Source organism: Sedimenticola sp., from assembly GCF_050289425.1.
Lineage (GTDB): Bacteria > Pseudomonadota > Gammaproteobacteria > Chromatiales > Chromatiaceae > Sedimenticola.
In genome coordinates this window covers 20,499-42,742 of record NZ_JBNKFS010000016.1, presented here as the reverse complement: position 1 = coordinate 42,742, position 22,244 = coordinate 20,499, and the positions used below count along the sequence as shown (strand labels likewise).

Genomic DNA, 22,244 nt, shown 5'->3' with positions numbered 1-22,244 from the left:
TATGCTGTTTCCTGACTATCATGGCGGCAGTATTGCCAATCTCATGTCCTCCATCGCCCAGGCGATGGGGGGCTGGGAGACCGGCTATCCACCGCTCAGTCAGTTAAATGGCGAACGTTTGCGTGAAGTGCGCAACCTGGTCTTACTGGTGGTGGACGGGCTCGGTTACCGGTACCTCAAAGAGCAGGCGCCAGACAGTGTGCTGTTCAGCCACTGTGTCGATTCACTCACCTCGGTCTGCCCCTCCACCACGGCTACGGCAATTCCGACCTTCTTGACCGGTCTGCCACCGCAACAGCACGGCTTGACCGGCTGGTTCACTTATTTTGCCGAGCTGGGGTGTATCGTCACGGTACTCCCGTACTGTACGCGGTTAGGCCGTATGCCGATCGATGAGCGACTACTGAGTCCGCGCCAACTGAGCGGAGTGTTGCCGATTTATGATCGGATCGAGGCGCAGAGCCATCTGGTGGTCCCGGACTGGATTGCCAGCACCAGCTTTAACCGGGCGTTTTCCGGTCGAGCTACGCCGCGCCCCTATCGGGGCGGCATGTCGGGGATGTTCAAGGGTATCCAGAGCGCGGTGAATGCGGGCAAGGGGCGGAATTTTATCTATGCCTACTGGCCGGAGTTTGACTCGCTGTCCCACGAGTATGGCGTTGCCAGTGGCGAGGTGGCACGGCACCTGGACGAGCTGGACAAGGGTTTTGCCGAGTTGCTGGAGCGGCTCCGCGGCACCGATACCCAACTGTTGGTGACAGCGGATCACGGATTTATCGACACCACGCCGGAGCGTACGCTGCGGTTGTCACATCATCCCGAGTTGGCGCAAACCCTGATGATGCCGCTCTGTGGCGAACCGCGATTTGCATTCTGCTATGTACATCCGGATCGCCGCGAGCGTTTTGAGCATTATGTCAATGAACAACTTAGTGAATCGGTAACCCTCTATCCGAGTGCCCAACTGCTGCAGGAAGGGCGCTTCGGTCTTGGCGAAGCACATGGGCGACTGGCCGACCGCATTGGTCATTATGCCCTGATAATGAAAAAAAACTATATCATCACCAGTGAGTTACCCGGTGAGTGGCCGTTGAACCATATTGGCGTACACGGCGGTCTCTCGTCCGAAGAGATGTATGTTCCCTTGATCAGCCTGGATTTGACCGAATGATTATCGATCTTGATGACTTGAGCAGTACCGAAACCTATTTCGCCATGACCCAGGCGATTATTCCGCGGCCCATTGCCTGGGTGTTGTCCGAAAACAGCGCGGGTGATTACAACCTGGCCCCGTTTTCCTACTTCAATGCGGTTTGCAGCGACCCGCCACTGATCATGATTTCGCTGGGTAAGAAGCCTGACGGCAGCCCCAAGGATACCCGGGTCAATATCGAGGCGCGACACCACTTTGTGATACACATCGCCAGTTGCGAGCAGATCCATCAACTGAATGAGAGCTCGGCCACTCTCCCTGCCGGCGTATCGGAAATCGAGCAGTTGGGGCTTGAACTGGCTGAATTTCCCGGTTCGCCGCTGCCCCGCCTGGCCGATTGTCGACTGGCCATGGCCTGTGAATTCTATGAAGTGAAAGAGCTGGGTCCGGCTCAACAGGCATTGATTTTCGGTCGACTTACCCACCTCTATATTGATGATCAGGTGGCGGACCAGGATCACAAGGGTCGCTTAAAGATCCATGCGGACCGTCTTAATCCGTTGGGGCGTCTCGGAGCCAGGGAGTATTTCACCGGCGGCGAGGTGATCACCCTGGTCAGGCCGGCGTGAACGGTTGCAGAAAACCGGATAGATGACGATACAGTAATAGAGTGAAGCGGATTCCGACCGGGCCGCTATCCGCTGATTCCACATTAGGTATGGGCAAGATGAAAGATCTGCAGGCGCTGAGAGAGAAGCTCTCCCGGCTGGACGTTGAGTTGTTGGAGATGGTGGCGCGCCGCCAGGAGATCGTGGCCGAGATCGGCCGGGTCAAGTCCTCTGCCGGGCGGGGGACGCGGGACTATGCGCGGGAAAAGGATGTGCTGGACCTGGCCCGGCGCACCGCACAGCGGGTGGGACTGGATGCGGATATCGGTGAAGAGATGTTTCGCCTGTTGATCCGCGCCTCGCTGGCGGCACAAGAGTTGGATAAGGTCACCTCCCAGGGTACCGGCAGTGGAAAACGGGCGCTGGTGATCGGCGGCTCCGGTCAGATGGGACAGTGGTTTGTGCGTTTTCTCGATGCCCAGGGCTACGCGGTGGAGATTTGTGACCCGTTACCGGCCCCCTCCGGACATACTCGCTTTGCCTCGCTGGAAGAGACCGATCTGTCCCAGGATCTGCTGGTTATCGCTGCCCCGATCAACCAGACGGCCCAACTGCTGGAAATCCTGGTCGAACGTCGGCCTGGCGGTGTCATTTTCGATATCAGTTCGCTCAAGGGGCCATTGGCTGAAGGGTTGCAAAAACTGCGTGCAGCGGGCTGCCATGTTACCTCCATACATCCCATGTTCGGTCCGGATACGGAGCTGCTCTCCGGACGTAATGTAGTGTTTATCGATGACCTGGGCGATACGCAGGCCACCGCGGTCGTGCAGGAGCTGTTCGACTCCACCATGGCGGAACAGGTGAACATGTCGCTGGATGGGCACGACCGGGCGATGGCGTATGTGTTGGGTCTCTCCCATGCCGTCAATATCGCCTTTTTCAACGCCTTGTCCCAGAGTGGTGAAGAGGCGGAGGCGTTGGCGACCCTCTCCAGCAGCACGTTCGATGCCCAGATGGATGTCGCCAGCCGGGTGGCAGAGGAGAACCCCTACCTCTATTTTGAGATCCAGTCCCTCAATGCCCACAGTCCGCGTGCGTTGGTAAACCTGTTGAACGCGGTAACCCAGGTAGCCGGGCGGGTGTTGGATGGGGATGAATCGGGTTTTGTCGCCTTGATGGAACAGGGCAAGGCATTCCTGGCCCGACGCCCCGAGGATCGGCCGTGACCGAAGGCGAACGGATGCCATGACGGGAGATGAAGGGTGAGAGTGAAAAAGGCGTTATTGATCACGGTGGTAATCGGCGTGGCGACTTATGCGGCGGTCAAGGGCGCGGTCTATTACAAGGTGAAGACGGAGCTGGATAAGGTCGTTGCCATGGCGGCACCTTTTGCCGCGCTCAAATATGACGGGATTGAGTCGGACCTGAAGGGTAGCGTGTCGGTGACCGGGGTCAGCGTGATGCCGGCCCAGGCGCCGGTGGCTATTCAGATCGAGCGGGTCGAGTTGCAGGGTGAGGGGACGCGTTTTTTGCTGGGGCTGTTGATAGGCTTTGATACGGACCAGCCTCCACAGCGTTTGCGCGTCTCGATCAAGCGGATGCGCGTGCCGTTGGGCAGCACCTACCTGGACTATTTTAGCAACGGGGCAACGGCTGAAACGCCGGCGCTCTGTTCCTTGGGTGGCTTGTTAGGTCAGACCGAACTCGAAAAGCTGGGTTTTCGCCAGCGGATAGTGGATACCCGCCTGCGTTATGACCTTAACCTGTTGTCGGAAGAGTTTACCCTGCTGACAGATTACGCCATGGAGGGGTTGTCGTCTCTGAGCATGGAGTTGGTAATGAACCATGTCGGACGGCCCCAGGCGATGATGGCGGGCGCGTTGCCGAGTCTGGGCCGTTTCTCGCTACACTATCGGCTGGATCCGGACTATATGCAAAACGCGATTGCCTATTGTGCCGGCGAGGCGGGATTGGATAAGGCGGCTTTTATCGATCAACTGTTCGCCCAGGATGAGGCCTATTTCGCCAAGAATCTCGGCTTTATCCCGGGCGATGGGCTATTGTCGGCGTTGCGGCGCCTGGTCAGTCAACCGGGCGAATTGCTGATCACCGCGCGACCGGACAGCCAGATCAATCCTGCCCAGTTGCAACAGTTCAAGGTACCGGAGATGATCGAGCGGCTGGGTATTCAATTAAGTGTCAATGATCAACCGGTGAGCGATTTGAGTTTCAAACTGCCCGGCGGTCATGAGGCGTTGGCGGATCTGCTAGAGGAGGCGGCGCCTGACGGCGCAGATGTGCCGGGTCAAGCTGCCGCGGCATCCGCTGCGCCGGCAAAGCCGCCCCGTGTCCGTTTTCTCGCCACCCCGTTGGCGGAGTTGACCCGCTATGTCGGGCGTGATGTGCGCCTATTCAGCAGTGACCGGACGGAGCCTCAGCAGGGTATATTGATCGGCCTGCGTGATCAGCAGTTGGAACTGGAGCAGCGCCTGTATGGAGGAAAGATGACGCTCTATATTCCGCTGAATAAGATCAGGCGGGCCGAAGTCTTCCGGCGGGAGGAGTAAGCGATCGGGATGCCTGTTACCCGGTCCGGTTATCTGATCTATGCTCTAGGGGGCGCCTGGCGGTGACGCGCAAGCGGATACAAAACAGATAAAAAAAGATCCTCCCGCGCAGGGAGGGCATCGACAATCCAAGGGAACGGGATCGGCATAAGGTGTAGCGGTTCACAGCTTATCCGCCGACAGTTGATAGGGTTACAGGATATGGATAGTGCAGCTGTACGGCGCCGCTCGGCGTTAAGTGCTAAGTGGCTTGCTTGGCTAGGATGGCCGCTACTCTGTTGGTCTTTGTGGGCGGTGGCGGATAGCGTCACCGGGGTCGCGCCATTGTCGACCGAAACCACCTATACCGACCCTTTTACCCCGGTGGAGCGGGCTTTTATCGACGCCCATCCGGTGCTGCGGGTACACAATGAAACCGATTGGCCGCCGTTCAATTTCAACGAAAACGGTCGCCCGTCGGGTTACTCCATCGATTACATGAATCTGCTGGCGGAAAAGAGCGGCTTCCGCATCGAATATGTCACCGGTCCAAGCTGGGACGAATTCATGCAGATGATTCGCTCTAAGCAGATTGATGTGATGTTGAATATCGTCAACACACCAGAACGACGCGAATTCCTCACCTTTACCGATGCCTACCTGGTCGCAGCCGCCAGTATCTATATCCGCAAGGGGGACCAGCCGGTAGCCGGCCTGGAGGCGTTGCAGGGCAAAACCGTGGCGATTCCAAAGGGTTTTTTCTGGCAGGAGTTACTGCAGCGCTACTACCCGAAAGTGCGCTTGTTGTTGTTGCGGGACAGTCTGGAGTGCCTGGAAGCTGTCGCTTTCGGGCGTGCCGATGCCACGGTCGGTATGGTGGGTGTGTTGGACTATCTGCTGCAAAAAAACTTCATTCCCAACCTGGTGTTGGCGGCACAGGTAAAAGATACCCGCTTCGCCAGTGCGATGCATATCGCGGTCAACAAGGATAATCCGATGCTGCGGGATATCCTGCAGAAGGCGATGAACCTGGTCACCGAACAGGAGCTGGTGGCGATTCAACGGCGCTGGGGGGAGCGTCGCGCGGGGCCGAGCATGGCATTGAGCAAGGAGGAGCGCCAGTTTGTCGACCGGCACCCGGTGGTCAGGGCGCATGTGGAGAAGGACTACAGCCCGTTTCTCTACATGCAGGACGGACGGGCAACCGGTTATGTGGTGGATTACGCTCAGCTGTTGGCGGAAAAGATCGGTATGGAGATCTTCTTCACCAATGAGCGCCGCCGGGAAGAGGCGGTGGCGGCGTTGGTGGGGCGGCAGGTGGATCTGATCCTGGCCATGGAAGAGGGCCCGGTGCATCGTCAGTATGCCGATTTTACCCGGCCTTACCTCACTACCTATACGGGCGTCGCCTACCGCAAGGAGCAGCGCAACCTATCGACCTTGGAGGCGCTCAGGCAGAAACGGGTGGCCACTGTCACCGGTTACCCTTACGCCACACAGTTGAAAAAACGCTTCCCGGAGATGCAGTTGCTGAACTATCCCGGTCACCAGGCAGCGCTGGAAGCGGTTTCGTTGGGCGAGGTGGATGCCGCTGTGATGTCGCATCCGGTGATGCGCTACCTGATACAGAAGAATTTTTTCAGTGACCTGGCCACGGCGCCGGTTCAGGACGACAGTGAGCTGAAGCGATCCCAGGAGGCCATCGCTGTTCGCAATGACTGGCCAATGCTGAAAAATCTGCTGGATAGGGCGATTTCCCAGGTGACGACGGAAGAGCTCAACCGGTTGAAGCAGAAGTGGGACGTCCAATTGCAGGGGGAAGCTTTCTCGGACGTTTCGTTTACCGATAAGGAGCGTGAATATCTGAAACAACGCAAGCGTATCCGCATGTGTGTTACGCCGGACTGGATGCCCTATGAGTCTATTGATGAGCAGGGCAGGCTGATCGGCATGACGGCCGATTTTGTCAAATTGCTGGAAGGGCGCCTGGGGACTCCGTGGGAGCTGGTGCCGACCCGTACCTGGGGCGAAACCCTGCAGCGAGCCAAGGATCGGGTATGCGATGTCATTACCCTCGCGGCAGCCAATCCCCAGCGTGAATCCTTTCTACGTTTTACTACCCCCTATGTGAGCTTTCCTTCGGTTATCGCCACCCGCAACGAGGAGCTGTTTGTGGAGAATATCCGCCAGGTAAAGGACCGGCGCCTGGGTGTGGTGAAAGATTATGCCATCGGTAAGACGATACGCCGCCGCTATCCGAATCTGCAACTGGTGGAGGTGGCGAGTGTCCAGGATGGCTTGCGGCGTGTCCGTTCCAGGGAGATATACGGACTGGTGGATGCGGCGCCCACGATCGGTTATGCCATTCGTCAACTGGGGTATCCGGATGTGAAGATTGCCGGTAAAACGGAATTTATGCGTGAGCTCAGCATGGCGGTACGTAGCGACGATCCACTGCTCTTTTCGGTGATCGACAAGGCGGTGCGCGCAACCACACCGGAAGAGCGGCAACAGATCTATTCGAAATGGATCAACGTCGAGTATGTTTCCGGGGTGGATTATCTGCTCATTGGGCAGATTCTGTTGGGTGTGCTGTTGATACTGGGCTTTTTTATCTACCAGAATCGCCGGCTTGCCCGTTATAACCGGCAAATCCGCCTCGCCAATGAACAGGCTGCGCTAAAGAATGAACTGCTGCTGGAGAAGCAGCGGGAGCTGGAGCGTCTTTCCATTACCGATCGGCTGACGCGCATCTATAACCGCATCAAGCTGGATGAAGTGTTTAATCAGGAGCTGCGGCGGGCGGATCGCTATGGCCAGCCTTTTGCCGTCATTATGTTGGATGTGGATGATTTCAAACAGGTCAACGATCGGTTCGGCCATCCGGTTGGGGATCAGGTGTTGGTGGAGATGGCCAACCTGCTGTTAAGCGGTATCCGCCAGACCGATACGGTGGGGCGTTGGGGGGGCGAAGAGTTTTTCATTATCTGCCCGCAGGCCGATGCCACGGGCGCGCTGCATCTGGCCGAGTCCCTGCGTGCCCGGATTGATCAGCACAGTTTTCCGGAAGTCGGCCATCTGACGGCCAGTTTCGGTATAGCCGTTTATCGTGAAGGGGAGCAGGAGCACGATATGGTGAAACGGGCCGATGTGGCCCTTTACCGGGCCAAACGTGCGGGGAAAAACCGGGTCGAGGCGTATGATGAATGAATGCCGGTGGAGCGGAGCGAAAATCAGACCATGAGCAGCAAACTGTATTATGTGCACGACCCCATGTGTTCCTGGTGCTGGGCCTATCGCCCGGTATTTGAGCAAGTCCTGGAATCTCTGCCGGCCGGGGTATCGCTGGTGCGCCTGTTGGGTGGTCTGGCACCGGATAGTGATGAGCCGATGCCGCGGCAGTTACAGGAGTATCTGCAGGCCACTTGGCGTACCATCCAGAGGCGGGTGCCGGGTACCGCATTTAATTTTGATTTTTGGACCCGCTGTCAACCACGCCGCTCGACCTATCCAGCCTGTCGCGCGGTGATCGCGGCACGTCAGCAGGGAGAGGCGTATGAGCCAGCAATGATACTGGCGATACAGCAAGCCTATTATCTGCGCGCCATGAATCCTTCGGATGACGCGACCCTGATCACCCTCGCCGAAGAGATCGGCCTGGATAGTACGCGCTTTGCATCGGCACTGAACGATCCCGCCACCCAGCAACAGCTTGAGCAGGAGATCCGGTTCGGTCAGTCGATCGGTGCCGAGGGGTTTCCCTCCCTGATACTGGAGCACCGCGGACAGTATCACCGTCTGAATTATGAATATCAGGATCCGCAGCCGCTGCTGGCGCAACTGAATGGCTGGGAGCACGGGGCCTGAGTGTAAAAGACGAAGGCCGTTTGTCTGCCCTGTAACGGCGCCAAGAGCATTTGGGCAGCCGACGGGATGGCCGGTGATGACCCTGCTATTTAAAAACCAGCGCCTCAGCGGCCGCGGGATTGTCGATAAAGCGGTTGCGGGTTCCCTGGTATTGGGCGATCAGCTCATTGCGCCGTCGTTCCTCGGCGTCCGGCGGATCATCCCGGTTCCACTTTTTCATCAACTCGCCCTGTCGCCGGAAGAGGGTCAATCCGTAGGCGTCATGCATATAGAGTAGGGCGCGGGCAATATTGCCGCGGCTGGCCGGGCGCGGTTCCACCACCCGTTGCCGCGGGTGGAACTCAAAGTCGCAGCGGCCGAATTCGCGTTTTTCACCGGCGATTTCGGCATAGGGAAAACTGCGGCGGATCTTGTTGATATCGGATCGGGCGGGATACAGGTTGTGCATGTCGGCCTCGATCCGGTTGAAACGTTCACTGACCTCCCGACAAAGTTTCCGGCTGCGGCACCCCTCATCGCGCATCGCCCAGGCCATCGGAAAGACGTGCTCAATATTGATACTGTGGCCATGATACGCAGCGAATTTTTCGTCGCAGTAGAGGGTCCGTCCACCTTCCGGATAGATGCGCTGCCAAAATACCGGTAGCGCATCCAGGTAGGCATGGAACACCTGCTGCTCGGCGGCTTGGCCGGTGTGGATCGGGGAGAGGGTGAACAGACAGAACAGCGCGGGGCCGATTCGGGATTTCAGATAGAGTGTCATCTTGGCAACGGGTCCGGCGGATTGGCAGTGTGGCGAGCGTGCGCCTGTCACGCTCGCCACAGATGATCAAATGGCTCAGGAGTAGCTGATGTATTCCCGCAGATAGCTGGCTTCTACCGTGATATCGGTCAGTTGGGCCTTGACCAGGTCACCGATGGAGATCATGCCGATCGGTACGTTGTTTTCCAGTACCGGTAGATGTCTGAAGCGGTGCTCGGTCATCAGGGTCATCGCCTCGTCCACGCTGGTGGACGGGGTGACCACGATCAGTTTGCGCGTCATGGCATCGTTCACGACGGCGCCTTTCAGGTTGCCCTTGCTGGTGGAACAGAAACGGAGGATATCCCGCTCGGTGGCGATGCCCTGCAAGGAGCCGTCTTCGGCCTTGACCAGCAGCGCGCCTACCTTGTGATCACACATGGTGTTGATCGCTTCCAGCAGATCCATGGTGGCTGGAATCGTGATTACGCCGCCCGGCTTTTTTTGTAATACATCATTCAATGTCATGACTGCATCCTCCTTTGGCCTATGAGTGCAATCGTCCCGTTACTGACCGGCGGGCCGGTATGGATGGGACAATTAACTTAAGTAAAACAGAAATCCCCCAACTGTGCGATACGGGTTGCGCGTGGTATCCGTGTAGAAATGGCGCTATAGTTGTCTAACGCGCTGTAATTATTGGAATAAAATAGGGATTATAAGCCGGCATCGGATGCTGAAAAGGGTGGGGACAGGCGTCTTTTAATGCGTCGATCAGGGTGCAGGTCCGCCATCCCGAATATTTTAGCTGGGTGGTTACCGAGGGAGTAAGTCAATGGCGTTACTACCGCCGCGCAAGGATCTGAACAGCTCGACGCTGGTGGGCATTATCTCCGGCATGTTGCTGATCGTGCTATCGGTGCTACTGTCGGCCGAGGAGCCGGGGATATTCCTCAATTTGCCGGGGCTGTTGATTGTCGTTGGCGGCACCATTGCCGCCACGTTCATCAGCTACCCGATGAAAGAGTTACGCCAGGTTTATCGCAGTTTCCGCCTGATCTGGCGGCATCAGGAGTTGCCGGTGGATCGGGAGATCGAAGAGATTGTCCGGGTCTCTATCCTGCTGGGGCACGGCAGACTCTCGGCCATCGAAGATGCCATGACCCGGGTCCACAACCCCTTTCTGCGCACCGGTATCCAGTTGGTGATCGACCGGGTGCCTACCAGCGATATCGACGCCCTGTTGAAGTGGCGCATCTTCAAGTTGCGCCGCCAGGAGTGGGGCGAGGCGCAGGTGTTTCGTTCCATGGCCAATTTTGCTCCGGCCTTCGGCATGGCCGGCACCCTGTTGGGACTGGTCAATATGTTGCAGGCCATGGACGGTGCCGATTTCAAGGTGGTGGGGTTGAATCTGGGTATTGCCCTAACTACTACCCTGTACGGCATCATCCTGGCCAATCTGCTTTTCAAGCCGGTGGCCATCAAATTGGAGCGGCGCACCGAGCAGCGGGTGATGCTGATGTATATGGTGTTGGAGGGGATCAGTATGCTGGGACAGAAACGCAATCCCAGCTTTATCCGCGAAACCTTGAATTCTTTTGTGGCGCAGTACGAAGATGAGATCCACTCTCCCTCTCTGGAAGAGATTGAGCAGCGGGTTGAGGCGGAAACCGAGGTGGCTGCAAATGAAGGCGGGGGAATGCGTTGATGGAGCGTCGGCGAGCTCACCTGCCACCACCACCCCAGTGGGAGGATGAACCGCAGCCCGATGATACGGATGGCGGTTGGCTGATCATCTATCTGGATGTGATGACCCTGATGCTCTGCCTGTTTGTAGTGTTGCTCGCCTACTCCAGTTACTCAACCGAAGAGTACAAGGCGCTGACCAAGACCCTCTCCAATCCGGTGGCCGTGCAGGGCCCGGTGGAGGCACCGATCGAGCCCCGCCTGCAGCGCCAGGAGCAGGAGGCGAGTATCGATAAACCGACCGACGTGGAGGCGAAACAGCTGCAGGAACGTTTCCGGAGCGCTTTGCTGAGTCAGGGGCTACAGGAGTCGATTGAAGTCACCGTCTCGGCCAATCAGGTCAATTTACAGATCAGTGAGCGTATCCTGTTTGAGCTGGGTCAGGCGGAGCTGACCGGCGAAGGGCGCGACGTGTTGGTGAGGCTGGTGCCGATGTTGACGGCCGCCAGTGACTATACCCTGTCGATCGAAGGTCATACCGACCCGACCCCCATCGCCAATGCCCAATTTCCCTCCAACTGGGAATTGTCGGCGCAACGGGCAACCGGCGTATTACGGTTTTTGCTGACCCAGGGGGTGGCGGCCTCTCGCATGCGTGCGGTCGGCCACGCCGACACCCGGCCGCTGGCTGACAACGCCACCGCCGAGGGCCGGGCACGCAATCGCCGCGTGGCGCTGATTCTGCAGCGCGCGGAGGAGTAGTAACGGCGTTGGTTAAAAGACGTCCGCCAGAATATCCATGATCAATCCGGTGGCGGTCTCTATCAGCAGTACATCATTGTCGACCACGACCCGTTCATAGCCGGGTTGTCGTTTCGGCAGCAGGCGGGAAAGCCCATCCGGGAGTTCCCGTTTTTCCAGTCCGGGGGGCAAATGGCCATTGCGTTGTAACTGTTTCTCCAAACCTGGCGGTAGCGAATCACGCTTGGCCAGTCCCGGTGGCAGTCCTTTTTTGTGCCTCGATTTTTTGCCCGATTTTCGCTCTTCCGATTCGCTCTTGCCGTAGCGTCCATGGTAGTACTCTTCGATGGTACGCTTTTCAAGGGCGGTAAAAATACCGCTGATCAAGGTATCATTATCACGGGCCTGGCCCGTGAGGGGGAAGGTAAAAAGGATGACGAGTGCGCCGAGAATGAGGCGCGTGATGGGCGGTTGTGGCATAGATTGCTCCTTCAAAGGTCCGACCCTCCCAGCATAACACCCGGCTTAGTGCGACGGTACCGATAGGCTTCAGCTGTCACTGTCGTCATCGGTTGGGTAGTGTGCGAGCTCACGGTCATAATCATCGAATCCAACCAGCGATCGCAGACGGGCGAATGGGAGCAACTGTTGCGGGTGTTCCCCCCGTTGCAGCGTCACCAAGGCTTCCTGCATGGCACGTACGGCGCTGCTGACCAGGGTTAACGGATAGGCCGCTATCTTGTAGCCGATCGCTTCAAGTTCCTTTGCGCTCAGCAACGGGGTGTCGCCCTGCTCCACCATGTTGGCCATCTTCGGGCCGGGAATAGCGTGGCAAAACTGTTCCATTTCTGCCCGGTTGTGAGGGGCTTCCAAAAAGATGATGTCGGCGCCGAGATCGGCAAAGGCCTGGCAGCGCCAGAGCGCCTCTTCCATGCCGAGGCTGTGGCGGGCGTCGGTGCGCGCCATGATCAGGATGTCGCTACCCGCCTCACGCTGGTCTATCGCCGCCCGGATTCGATTGACCGCCTCCTGTCGACCGACCACCCGTTTGCCACGGGTGTGGCCGCAACGCTTTGGACTCTCCTGGTCCTCGATCATGGCGCAGGCAAAGCCCGCTGCGGCATATCCGCTAACGGTTCGGCGTACATTCATCGGGTTGCCGTAGCCGGTATCGGCATCGCCGATCACCGGAATCGATACCGCGTTGCAGATGTTTCGACCCTGATCGAGCATCTCTCCGTAGGAGATCAGTCCGGTATCCGGCGCACCGAGTCGGGCGGCGGCGGTGGCGAAACCGCTCATGAAGGTGAGTGGAAAGCCGGCCTGCTCGATCAGCCGGGCGCTGAGGCCGTCAAAGCAACAGGGCATACTGATCAGTCCCGGTTGCTGCAACAACCGGCGCAGTTGGTCGGCGGGAGAGGCGGGTCTCTGCATGGCGATAATCCCAAGGTGGCTGAGCGGGTGAAAAAGGTTCAGGTGGAGATTATCTTTGCTATATTTCCACAGAACAAGCGGTGTAACGGCAGGTGCTGCCAGTTGAAAAAACGGTCTGCTGGGAAACTGGTGCCGATTTTTCCCTTCTCTCGGTTTACAGTGAAAAACACCCATTGCAAACTAATTTGCAATTATTAGGGATTACCATAAAAGAACTGGTTTTTTTCAAAAAAATCCAGCTAAATAAGCATTTAGCGGTTTATTTTTCCTTTACGCAAACGTAATCTATGCGAAGCAATTAACACAAGGGTATGGTCTGGGGCTGCCTCAGGCCGGGCATTTACCACCAACAGCGGAAGAGACTTATGAGCTACGAAGAGATCTATGCGCGTTCGATGGAAGATCCTGAGGGTTTTTGGGGAGAGCAGGCGGCGGCCATTGACTGGTACAAACCGTGGGACCGGGTGCTTGATGAGAGTCGCAAGCCGTTTTATCGCTGGTTTGCCGGTGCCGAGCTGAACACCTGTTACAACGCCCTCGACCGGCATGTTGAAAAAGGTCGTGCCGACCAAGACGCCTTGATCTACGACAGCCCGGTCACTCATTCCCAGCAGCGTTATACCTACCGTGAGCTGCGCGATGCCGTAGCGCAATTTGCCGGCGTGCTGCGTGATCAGGGGGTAACCAAGGGTGATCGGGTGATTGTCTATATGCCGATGATCCCCGAGGCCGCCATCGCCATGTTGGCCTGTGCCCGCCTCGGCGCCATCCACTCGGTGGTGTTTGGTGGATTCGCTTCCAAAGAGCTGGCCACCCGTATCGACGACGCCAAGCCGAAGGTGATCATCTCAGCCTCCTGCGGTATTGAGGGTAGCCGGGTCATCGAGTACAAGCCGCTGTTGGATGAAGCGATTGAGCTTTCCAGTCATAAGCCGGATCACACCGTGATCTATCAACGTCCTCAGGCCGCCGCCGCTATGCAGGAAGGCCGGGATGTGGATTGGGCCTCGGCCGCTGCGGCAGCAACGCCGGCCGATTGTGTGCCGGTCGCCGCTACCGACCCGCTCTATATCCTCTACACCTCCGGTACCACCGGTGTGCCAAAGGGTGTGGTGCGCGATAACGGTGGCCATGCCGTGGCCATGCAGTGGAGCATGAAGAATATCTATAACGTCGATCCGGGCGACGTGTTCTGGGCCGCTTCCGATGTGGGCTGGGTCGTGGGTCACTCCTACATCGTCTATGCGCCTCTGCTGCACGGAGCCACTACCATCCTCTACGAAGGCAAGCCGATCGGTACGCCGGATCCCGGTGCCTTTTGGCGGGTCATCTCTGAGCATAAGGTGAAGGCCCTGTTTACCGCGCCCACGGCGTTTCGTGCCATCCGTCGCGAAGATCCGGAGGCGGAGTACCTGAAAAAGTACGACTTGTCCTGTTTTGAAGCGCTGTTCCTGGCGGGTGAACGTTGCGATCCCGACACCCTGGCGTGGGCGCAAAAGCAATTGGCGGTTCCGGTGATCGATCACTGGTGGCAGACCGAGACCGGCTGGGGTATCGCCGCCAACTGTCTCGGTATCGAGGAACTGCCGGTAAAACCCGGTTCCCCCACCGTCTGTGTGCCGGGCTATGACGTACGCATCCTGGACGAGAACGGCAATGAAGAGGCGGCCGGCGAGATCGGACGCATCATGGTTAAGCTGCCGATGCCGCCGGGCTGTCTGCCGACTCTGTGGCAGAACGACCAGCGGTTTGTCGACTCTTACCTGAGCGCCACGGAAGGTTATTACCTGACCGGTGACGCCGGCTACAAGGATGCTGACGGCTATCTCTGGATCATGAGCCGTATCGACGACATCATCAACGTGGCGGGTCATCGTCTCTCCACCGGTGGCATGGAAGAGGTGTTGGCCTCCCATCCCGATGTGGCGGAGTGCGGCGTGATTGGTGCCGCCGATCAGCTGAAGGGTGAACTGCCGGTCGGCCTGGTGGTGCTGAAGGCCGGCGCCAACCGGTCCGAGGAGGAGGTGGTCGCCGAATTGGTGGCGCTGGTACGGCAAAAGATCGGCCCGGTAGCCGCTTTCAAGAAGGTGGTGGTGGTGGATCGCCTGCCCAAGACCCGCTCGGGCAAGATCCTGCGCGGCACCATGAAGAAGATCGCCGATGGTGAAGCGTACAAGATGCCGGCCACCATTGATGATCCCGCCATCCTGGATGAAATCACCGAGGCGCTGATTCGCATCGGTTATGCCCAGAAGCACTGATTTCAGTCGTATCGTGTGACTAGAGACCGGCGGCATTTGCCGCCGGATGTTAATGAAACGGTGGCGCGTTGCGCCACTGTTCAGGAGTTATTCGTCATGGCAAAAAAGCCGAAACCCACCCTGGATGACTGGAAGCAACAGGCGGAAAAAGAGCTGCGCGGCCGTCCACTGGAAGCGCTGAACTGGCATACCCCGGAGGGGATCGAGATCAAGCCGCTGTATACCGCGGCCGATCTTCAGGGTTTGGAGAATGTGGACAGTCTGCCGGGTTTTGCCCCGTTCCTGCGTGGTCCCCGTGCCACCATGTATGCCGGGCGCCCCTGGACAGTGCGCCAGTATGCCGGTTTCTCCACGGCGGAGGAGTCCAACGCCTTTTATAAACGCAATCTGGCTGCCGGCCAGCAGGGGTTGTCGGTAGCGTTTGATTTGGCGACCCACCGCGGTTACGACTCCGACCATCCCCGGGTGGTGGGCGATGTGGGCAAGGCCGGCGTGGCGATCGACTCGGTGGAGGACATGAAGATCCTGTTCGACAGCATCCCGCTGGACCGGGTATCGGTCTCCATGACCATGAACGGTGCGGTGCTGCCGGTGATGGCCAGCTATATTGTCGCCGCCGAGGAGCAGGGCGTGCCGCCGGAGAAGCTGGCCGGTACGCTGCAGAACGATATCCTCAAGGAGTTCATGGTGCGCAATACCTACATCTACCCGCCCGAGCCGTCGATGCGTATCGTCGCCGATATCATCGGTTACACCGCGCAGTACATGCCCAAGTTCAACTCCATCTCCATCTCCGGTTACCACATGCAGGAGGCCGGTTCGACCCTGGTGCAGGAGTTGGCGTTTACCATCGCTGATGGGTTGGAGTATGTGCGGGCGGCCATCGCCAAGGGGCTGGATGTGGATCAGTTCGCGCCACGCCTCTCCTTCTTCTTCGCCATCGGCATGAACTTCTTCATGGAGGCTGCCAAGCTGCGTGCTGCCCGCCTGCTCTGGTCGGAACTGATGGAAAAGCACTTCCAGCCCAAGGATGAGCGCTCCAAGATGCTGCGCACCCACTGCCAGACTTCCGGCGTGAGCCTGACCGCCAAGGATCCCTACAACAACGTCATGCGTACCACCATCGAGGCGATGGCCGCGGTGCTGGGCGGTACCCAGTCGCTACACACCAACGCCTTCGATGAAGCACTGGCCCTGCCGACCGACAATTCGGCGCGCATCGCCCGCAATACCCAGCTGGTGATCCAGGAAGAGACCGGCATCACCAAGGTGGTGGATCCGCTGGCCGGCTCCTATTACGTGGAGAGCCTGACCCAATCCATGGTGGATGAGGCGCGCCAGCTGATCGACGAAGTGGAGGCGCTGGGCGGCATGACCAAGGCGGTGGAGTCGGGCATGCCCAAACTGCGTATCGAGGAGGCGGCGGCCCTGCGCCAGGCGCGCATCGACCGCGGTGAAGAGGTGATCGTTGGTGTCAACAAATACCAGTTGGCACAGGAGCCGGAGATCGATGTGCTGGATATCGACAATACGGCGGTACGCGAAGCCCAGGTGGCGCGTCTGCAGACGATTCGGGCCAATCGGGATGCAGCGGCCCATCAGGCGGCACTGGATGCCCTGACGGCGGCTGCGCAGGATGGCAGTGGCAATCTATTGGCCCTGGCGGTGGATGCGGCCCGCGCCCGCGCTACGGTGGGTGAAATCTCCGATGCCCTGGAGTCGGTGTATAACCGCCACAAGGCGATCACCCGTTCGGTCTCTGGTGTTTACGGTTCCGCCTATGAGGGTGATGAGGGCTTCGACAAGATCAAACAGGAGATAGACGCCTTTGCCGAGGAGCAGGGGCGCCGGCCGCGCATGCTGGTGGTCAAGATGGGCCAGGACGGGCATGATCGTGGCGCCAAGGTGATCGCCACCGCCTATGCCGATCTTGGTTTTGACGTCGATATCGGTCCCATGTTTCAGACGCCGCAAGAGGCGGCGCGCCAGGCAGCGGAAAACGATGTGCATGTTGTCGGCGTCTCATCCCTGGCGGCGGGCCACAAGACGTTGGTGCCGGCCCTGATCCGGGCGCTGCAAGATGAGGGTGCCGAGGATATTCTGGTGGTTTGTGGTGGAGTGATTCCCCCGAAGGATTACCCGGTGCTACTGGAGATGGGGGTCGCGGCGGTATATGGGCCGGGTACCCATATTCCCGCTTCGGCGGCGGAAATGCTGGCTTTGATTCGCCGCCGTCAAGGCGGTTGAGGCGACAAGAAAAAACCCCTCCCCCTGACCGGGGCAGGTGTCAGGTGGCCATGGTCACCGTTCAAGCTTGAGGAGAGTTTCATGCAAGATATGATTAGCCGGCTCGATGAAAAGCGTGCCGCCGCGGTAAATGGCGGTGGCCAGAGACGCATCGAAAGCCAACATGCCAAGGGCAAACTGACCGCGCGTGAGCGTATCGAACTGTTCCTGGATCCCGATTCGTTCGAAGAGTGGGATATGTTCGTCGAGCACGGCTGTACCGAATTCGGCATGGAAAAACAGAAGATCCCCGGTGATGGCGTGGTGACCGGGTATGGCACCGTCAGTGGGCGCCTGGTGTTTGTATTCAGTCAGGACTTTACTGTGTTTGGCGGTTCCCTCTCCGGCGCCCACGCGCAGAAGATCTGCAAGATTATGGATCACGCCATGAAAGTAGGTGCGCCGGTAATCGGCCTGAACGATTCGGGTGGTGCCCGTATCCAGGAAGGCGTGGAGTCGTTGGCCGGTTATGCCGATGTGTTCCAGCGCAATGTGCTGGCCTCCGGCGTGGTGCCGCAGATCTCCATGATTATGGGGCCTTGTGCCGGTGGTGCGGTCTATTCACCCTCCATGACCGACTTTATTTTCATGGTCAAGGATACCTCCTACATGTTCGTGACCGGTCCCGATGTGGTCAAGACCGTGACCCATGAGAGCGTGACCGCGGAACAGCTGGGCGGAGCGGTGACCCACACCAGCAAATCCGGCGTCGCCGACCTGGCCTTTGAGAATGATGTGGAAGCACTGCTGATGCTGCGCCGCTTTGTTAATTTCCTGCCGGCCAACAACAAGGAGCTGCCGCCGGTGTGGCCGACCAACGATCCGGCCGATCGCAAGATCTCCTCGCTGGATACCCTGGTGCCGGCTGATCCCAACAAGCCGTACGACATGATGGAGCTGATTACCAAGATGGTCGACGACAACGACTTCTTCGAGATCCAGCCCGACTACGCCGCCAATATCATCACTGGCTTTGGCCGTATGCAGGGCGCCACTGTCGGTGTCGTCGCCAATCAGCCGATGGTGCTGGCCGGCTGTCTGGATATCGATTCGTCAAAAAAGGCGGCGCGTTTTGTCCGTTTCTGTGATGCCTTCAATATCCCGGTGGTCACCCTGGTGGATGTGCCGGGCTTCCTGCCGGGTACCAGCCAGGAATACGGCGGCATCATCAAACACGGTGCCAAACTGCTCTACGCCTATGCCGAGGCGACCGTGCCGAAGATCACGGTGATTACCCGTAAGGCCTATGGCGGCGCGTACGATGTGATGGCTTCCAAACACCTGCGCGGTGACGTGAACCTGGCCTGGCCGACGGCGGAGATCGCAGTGATGGGGCCGAAGGGGGCGGTGGAGATCATCTTCCGCCAGGATTTGGGTAACCAGGAGAAGATCGACGCCCGTACCGAAGAGTATCGGCAAAAATTCGCCAATCCCTTTGTCGCCGGCAGCCGCGGGTTCATCGATGACGTGATCATGCCGCACAGTACCCGTAAACGAATCTGTCGCTCGCTGGCCATGCTGAAGGACAAACAGCTGGAAAACCCTTGGCGCAAGCATGGCAACATCCCGCTTTAAGGGGCAGACGCCGCGTGGGCAGAGGCGACGTGTCCACCCTACATACCATGGCGAGTCGCGAATGCATGCATTCGCGGCTAACAAACAGAGACATAAAATATGTTTGAAAAAATATTGATAGCTAACCGTGGTGAGATTGCCTGCCGGGTGATCAAGAGCGCCCGCAAGATGGGCATCAAGACCGTAGCGGTCTACTCCGATGCCGATCGTGAGGCGCTACATGTGAAGATGGCGGACGAAGCGGTGCACATCGGTCCTTCAGCCTCGTCCGAGAGCTACCTGGTGATGGAGCGTATCATCCAGGCGTGCCGTGATACAGGGGCTCAGGCGGTGCATCCGGGCTACGGTTTCCTGTCGGAAAATTCCAGTTTTTGCGAGGCGCTGGAAAAAGAGGGGATCGCCTTTATCGGGCCGGCCACCTTGGCCATCAACAGCATGGGCGACAAGATTACCTCCAAGAACCTGGCGGAAAAGGCCGGGGTCAACGTGATTCCCGGTTATACCGATGTGGTGCGGGATGCCGATCACGCGGTGGAGATCTCCAACGATATCGGTTATCCGGTGATGCTTAAGGCGTCTGCCGGCGGTGGCGGCAAGGGTATGCGGGTGGCCTGGAACGAGGCGGAGTGTCGCGATGGCTTTGAGCGTGCCACCAACGAGGCCCGGTCCAGTTTTGGCGACGAGCGGGTGTTTATCGAGAAATTTATCGAAGAGCCGCGCCACATTGAGATCCAGGTGATGGCCGATACCCACGGCAATGTCATCTACCTGGGCGAGCGCGAGTGCTCCATCCAGCGACGTCACCAGAAGGTGATCGAAGAGGCCCCTTCCCCGTTTATCGATGAGGCGACCCGCAAGCAGATGGGTGAGCAGGCGGTGCAACTGGCCAAAGCGGTGGAGTACCGCTCTGCCGGTACGGTTGAATTTATCGTCGATGCCAACCGCAACTTCTATTTCCTGGAGATGAATACCCGTCTGCAGGTGGAGCATCCGGTCACCGAGCTGGTGACCGGCCAGGATCTGGTGGAGCTGATGATCCGGGTGGCCAACGGCGAGGCGCTGCCGCTCAAGCAGGAGGATGTGAAGCTGACCGGTTGGGCGATGGAGTCCCGAGTCTATGCCGAGGATCCATTCCGCAACTTCCTCCCCTCCATCGGGCGGCTGGTGAAGTACGAGCCGCCTGTGGGTGACAACGTGCGGGTGGATACCGGTGTCTACGAGGGTGGCGAAGTATCCATGTTCTACGACCCGATGATCGCCAAGCTGATCACCTACGGTGCGGATCGCAACGAGGCGATTCACCGTATGCAGGATGCCCTGGATGCCTACTGTATCCGCGGTGTGCAGCACAATATCAGTTTCCTCAACGCCTTGATGGTGCATCCGCGTTTCATCGAAGGTCGGCTGACCACCAACTTTATCGCCGAGGAGTTCCCGGATGGCTTCGATGCCTCCTACGTTCCCCAGGATGATCCGGCCAAGGTGGTGGCGATTGCGGCGATGATTCATCGTCAATATATGGATCGCGCCGCCTGTTTGAGCGGTCAGTTACGCGGTCACGAACGTAAGGTGAATGATGATTGGGTGGTGGTCATCAATGGCGAACACCATGCGGTCAGCGCCGTCCCGGCCGATGGCGGTTGCCGGGTGGAGTATGCCGGAAACAGCTACGATGTGACCACCGAGTGGGAGTTCGGGCAGCCCCTGCTTCACGGCACCATCAATGGACAAACCGTCTGTTTCCAGGTGGAACGTAAGGGGCTCTGGCTGAGATTGTTCCATCGCGGTAACCAGACGGACGCCTTAGTGATGACGCCGCGTGCGGCCGAGCTGCACGCCCTGATGCCGGAGAAGGAGGCGCCTGATCTCTCCAAATTCCTGCTCTCCCCCATGCCCGGCCTGTTGGTCAAAGTGTCGGTGGAAGTGGGGCAAGAGGTGAAGGCCGGTGAAGAGCTGGCGGTGATCGAGGCGATGAAGATGGAGAATGTATTGCGTGCCGGGCAAGATGGCGTGGTGGCCAGTATCCAGGCTGAGGCCGGTGATAGTCTGAAAGTGGATCAGGTTATTATCGAGTTCGAGTGAGTCTTTAAAAGGGCAGGGTTATAAGCCGCGAATGAACGCAAATTAACGTGAATGATGTGATTGCTTGATGGTTCCCGGGTCTGAGGATGATCTAGTTTGCAGTTGGACCTCCGTAAGGGGATGAATCTCGATCTTGGGGAGGGTGCAAAAGAATCTCTATTTGCGTTTATTCGCGTGCATTCGCGGCTAAATACTCAGTGATTTCAAGCAGTGGATTTCAAATGACGGACACGGAACAATTGGCCGGACAGCTGTTGGCGGGCAACCGGCGTGCCCTCTCCCGGGCCATCACCCTGGTGGAGTCCACCCGGGCCGATCACCGGGTGCAGGCCAATGCCCTGTTGCAGCGGTTGACGCCCCATGCCGGCAACTCCATCCGTATCGGTATCACCGGCGTGCCGGGCGCCGGCAAGTCCACCTTCATTGAGGCGGCGGGTCTGCACATCCTGGAGCAGGGGCATCGGCTGGCGGTGCTGGCGGTGGATCCCTCCTCCGCCATCAGCGGTGGCTCCATCCTGGGTGACAAGACCCGCATGGAGGAGTTGTGCCGCCATCGGGAGGCCTTTATCCGCCCTTCGCCGGCGGGCAAGACCCTGGGCGGCGTGACCCGTCGTACCCGGGAGACCATGCTGTTGTGTGAAGCGGCCGGTTTCGATGTGGTGATCGTGGAGACGGTCGGTGTTGGCCAATCGGAGACCTCCGTAGCGGATATGACCGATATGTTCCTGCTGCTGTTGCTGCCGGGCGGTGGTGACGACCTGCAGGGTATCAAGCGCGGCATCATGGAGTTGGCCGACCTGGTTTTGGTCAACAAGGCGGACGGTGACATGGCCGCTACCGCTAATCACTCCGCCAGCGACTATATTCACGCCCTGAAACTGCTGCATCCGCGAACCCGCAACTGGCGGGTACCGGTCAAGACCTGTTCTGCCCTGGAGCGGCGGGGGATTGCCGAGGCGTGGCAAACGGTCTGCCGATATCGTGAAGTGTTGAGCGCCAGTGGCGAGCTGGCCCAGCGTCGGGCGCAACAGGCGAAGTCCTGGATGTGGACCGAGACGGCGGAGAATCTGTTAACCGCGCTACGTGAAGATAAGCAGGTGGCGCAGTTGATTCCGCAATTGGAGCGGGCGGTGATCGACGGCAGTTTGCCCCCTACCCTGGCGGCGGCCCAGCTGCTATCGACTTTCTTGCGCAATAACCGGTTGCCTGAGTGATGCGACCGGCCCGTTGTATGCGCTGATACTCCGCGTGGGAACGCATACG

17 protein-coding genes are annotated in these 22,244 nt (G+C 58.6%); 13 read left to right on the top strand and 4 right to left on the bottom strand.

The genetic code is table 11. The annotated features are described in order from the left end of the window. Position 1: 1 nt before the first annotated feature. The 6 genes from ACQY5R_RS12230 (at position 2) to ACQY5R_RS12205 (ending at position 8,174) form a co-directional block, all read left to right on the top strand. Positions 2-1,171 (top strand): alkaline phosphatase family protein, encoded by a 1,170-nt coding sequence (locus ACQY5R_RS12230; RefSeq protein WP_428608784.1) that lies wholly within the window; start codon positions 2-4, stop codon positions 1,169-1,171. After that, complete coding sequence (locus tag ACQY5R_RS12225; RefSeq protein ID WP_428608781.1) at positions 1,168-1,782, top strand: flavin reductase family protein; 615 nt, start codon at positions 1,168-1,170, stop codon at positions 1,780-1,782. The genes ACQY5R_RS12230 and ACQY5R_RS12225 overlap by 4 nt, the downstream gene beginning before the upstream one ends. Positions 1,783-1,880: 98 nt before the next feature. Beyond that, positions 1,881-2,987 (top strand): prephenate dehydrogenase/arogenate dehydrogenase family protein, encoded by a 1,107-nt coding sequence (locus ACQY5R_RS12220; protein ID WP_428608778.1) that lies wholly within the window; start codon positions 1,881-1,883, stop codon positions 2,985-2,987. A 36-nt stretch (positions 2,988-3,023) separates the two neighbouring features. Beyond that, positions 3,024-4,328: a hypothetical protein gene (locus ACQY5R_RS12215; RefSeq protein ID WP_428608776.1), complete on the top strand. Its 1,305-nt coding sequence runs from the start codon at positions 3,024-3,026 to the stop codon at positions 4,326-4,328. Between the two features lie 201 nt (positions 4,329-4,529). Continuing rightward, positions 4,530-7,517, top strand: a complete 2,988-nt coding sequence (locus ACQY5R_RS12210; RefSeq protein WP_428608774.1) for a transporter substrate-binding domain-containing diguanylate cyclase — start codon at positions 4,530-4,532, stop codon at positions 7,515-7,517. 30 nt (positions 7,518-7,547) lie between these two features. Then, on the top strand, positions 7,548-8,174 hold the full coding sequence (locus ACQY5R_RS12205; protein ID WP_428608772.1) for a DsbA family protein: 627 nt from the start codon (positions 7,548-7,550) through the stop codon (positions 8,172-8,174). Between the two features lie 85 nt (positions 8,175-8,259). On the opposite strand, the gene ACQY5R_RS12200 is transcribed toward ACQY5R_RS12205, so the two are convergent. Both ACQY5R_RS12200 and ACQY5R_RS12195 read right to left on the bottom strand, forming a co-directional pair. Beyond that, positions 8,260-8,937, bottom strand: coding sequence for an endonuclease I family protein (locus ACQY5R_RS12200; RefSeq protein WP_428608770.1), 678 nt, complete (start codon positions 8,935-8,937; stop codon positions 8,260-8,262). A gap of 75 nt (positions 8,938-9,012) precedes the next feature. Continuing rightward, positions 9,013-9,444, bottom strand: a complete 432-nt coding sequence (locus tag ACQY5R_RS12195) for a CBS domain-containing protein (RefSeq protein WP_428608768.1) — start codon at positions 9,442-9,444, stop codon at positions 9,013-9,015. Positions 9,445-9,751: 307 nt separating this feature from the next. Here ACQY5R_RS12195 and ACQY5R_RS12190 point away from each other — a divergent pair, with 307 nt between their 5' ends. Together ACQY5R_RS12190 and ACQY5R_RS12185 are read left to right on the top strand one after the other, a co-directional pair. Beyond that, positions 9,752-10,624, top strand: coding sequence for a motility protein A (locus ACQY5R_RS12190; RefSeq protein ID WP_428608765.1), 873 nt, complete (start codon positions 9,752-9,754; stop codon positions 10,622-10,624). Beyond that, the gene (locus ACQY5R_RS12185) at positions 10,624-11,364 is read left to right on the top strand and encodes an OmpA family protein (RefSeq protein WP_428608762.1); all 741 of its coding nucleotides are present in this window, start codon (positions 10,624-10,626) and stop codon (positions 11,362-11,364) included. Before ACQY5R_RS12190 ends, ACQY5R_RS12185 begins: the two co-directional genes overlap by 1 nt. Before the next feature lie 12 nt (positions 11,365-11,376). Here the strand turns inward: ACQY5R_RS12185 and ACQY5R_RS12180 are convergent, their stop codons facing one another. Together ACQY5R_RS12180 and ACQY5R_RS12175 are read right to left on the bottom strand one after the other, a co-directional pair. Then, entirely contained in the window at positions 11,377-11,823 is a 447-nt protein-coding gene (locus ACQY5R_RS12180) for a hypothetical protein (RefSeq protein WP_428608760.1), read from the bottom strand. Between the two features lie 69 nt (positions 11,824-11,892). Next, on the bottom strand, positions 11,893-12,777 hold the full coding sequence (locus ACQY5R_RS12175) for an isocitrate lyase/PEP mutase family protein (protein WP_428608758.1): 885 nt from the start codon (positions 12,775-12,777) through the stop codon (positions 11,893-11,895). A gap of 311 nt (positions 12,778-13,088) precedes the next feature. Between ACQY5R_RS12175 and ACQY5R_RS12170 the strand changes: the two genes are divergently transcribed. From ACQY5R_RS12170 to meaB, 5 genes are all read left to right on the top strand, one after another. Next, the gene (locus tag ACQY5R_RS12170; RefSeq protein ID WP_428608756.1) at positions 13,089-15,038 is read left to right on the top strand and encodes a propionyl-CoA synthetase; all 1,950 of its coding nucleotides are present in this window, start codon (positions 13,089-13,091) and stop codon (positions 15,036-15,038) included. A 96-nt stretch (positions 15,039-15,134) separates the two neighbouring features. Beyond that, entirely contained in the window at positions 15,135-17,285 is a 2,151-nt protein-coding gene (scpA, locus tag ACQY5R_RS12165; protein ID WP_428608754.1) for a methylmalonyl-CoA mutase, read from the top strand. 81 nt (positions 17,286-17,366) lie between these two features. Further along, complete coding sequence (locus ACQY5R_RS12160; RefSeq protein ID WP_428608751.1) at positions 17,367-18,899, top strand: acyl-CoA carboxylase subunit beta; 1,533 nt, start codon at positions 17,367-17,369, stop codon at positions 18,897-18,899. Positions 18,900-18,998: 99 nt separating this feature from the next. Continuing rightward, positions 18,999-20,981 carry an acetyl-CoA carboxylase biotin carboxylase subunit gene (accC, locus tag ACQY5R_RS12155; RefSeq protein WP_428608749.1) on the top strand — a complete coding sequence of 661 codons (1,983 nt, stop codon included), beginning with the start codon at positions 18,999-19,001 and terminating at the stop codon, positions 20,979-20,981. Between the two features lie 221 nt (positions 20,982-21,202). After that, positions 21,203-22,195, top strand: coding sequence for a methylmalonyl Co-A mutase-associated GTPase MeaB (gene meaB / locus ACQY5R_RS12150; RefSeq protein ID WP_428608747.1), 993 nt, complete (start codon positions 21,203-21,205; stop codon positions 22,193-22,195). Positions 22,196-22,244: the final 49 nt, after the last annotated feature.

Coding starts and splice junctions, on each gene's coding strand:
- ACQY5R_RS12230 (WP_428608784.1), top strand. CDS start 2: ATGCTGTTTCCTGACTATCATGGCGGCAGTATTGCCAATCTCATGTCC.
- ACQY5R_RS12225 (WP_428608781.1), top strand. CDS start 1,168: ATGATTATCGATCTTGATGACTTGAGCAGTACCGAAACCTATTTCGCC.
- ACQY5R_RS12220 (WP_428608778.1), top strand. CDS start 1,881: ATGAAAGATCTGCAGGCGCTGAGAGAGAAGCTCTCCCGGCTGGACGTT.
- ACQY5R_RS12210 (WP_428608774.1), top strand. CDS start 4,530: ATGGATAGTGCAGCTGTACGGCGCCGCTCGGCGTTAAGTGCTAAGTGG.
- ACQY5R_RS12205 (WP_428608772.1), top strand. CDS start 7,548: ATGAGCAGCAAACTGTATTATGTGCACGACCCCATGTGTTCCTGGTGC.
- ACQY5R_RS12200 (WP_428608770.1), bottom strand. CDS start 8,937: ATGACACTCTATCTGAAATCCCGAATCGGCCCCGCGCTGTTCTGTCTG.
- ACQY5R_RS12195 (WP_428608768.1), bottom strand. CDS start 9,444: ATGACATTGAATGATGTATTACAAAAAAAGCCGGGCGGCGTAATCACG.
- ACQY5R_RS12190 (WP_428608765.1), top strand. CDS start 9,752: ATGGCGTTACTACCGCCGCGCAAGGATCTGAACAGCTCGACGCTGGTG.
- ACQY5R_RS12185 (WP_428608762.1), top strand. CDS start 10,624: ATGGAGCGTCGGCGAGCTCACCTGCCACCACCACCCCAGTGGGAGGAT.
- ACQY5R_RS12180 (WP_428608760.1), bottom strand. CDS start 11,823: ATGCCACAACCGCCCATCACGCGCCTCATTCTCGGCGCACTCGTCATC.
- ACQY5R_RS12175 (WP_428608758.1), bottom strand. CDS start 12,777: ATGCAGAGACCCGCCTCTCCCGCCGACCAACTGCGCCGGTTGTTGCAG.
- ACQY5R_RS12170 (WP_428608756.1), top strand. CDS start 13,089: ATGGTCTGGGGCTGCCTCAGGCCGGGCATTTACCACCAACAGCGGAAG.
- scpA (WP_428608754.1), top strand. CDS start 15,135: ATGGCAAAAAAGCCGAAACCCACCCTGGATGACTGGAAGCAACAGGCG.
- ACQY5R_RS12160 (WP_428608751.1), top strand. CDS start 17,367: ATGCAAGATATGATTAGCCGGCTCGATGAAAAGCGTGCCGCCGCGGTA.
- accC (WP_428608749.1), top strand. CDS start 18,999: ATGTTTGAAAAAATATTGATAGCTAACCGTGGTGAGATTGCCTGCCGG.
- meaB (WP_428608747.1), top strand. CDS start 21,203: ATGACGGACACGGAACAATTGGCCGGACAGCTGTTGGCGGGCAACCGG.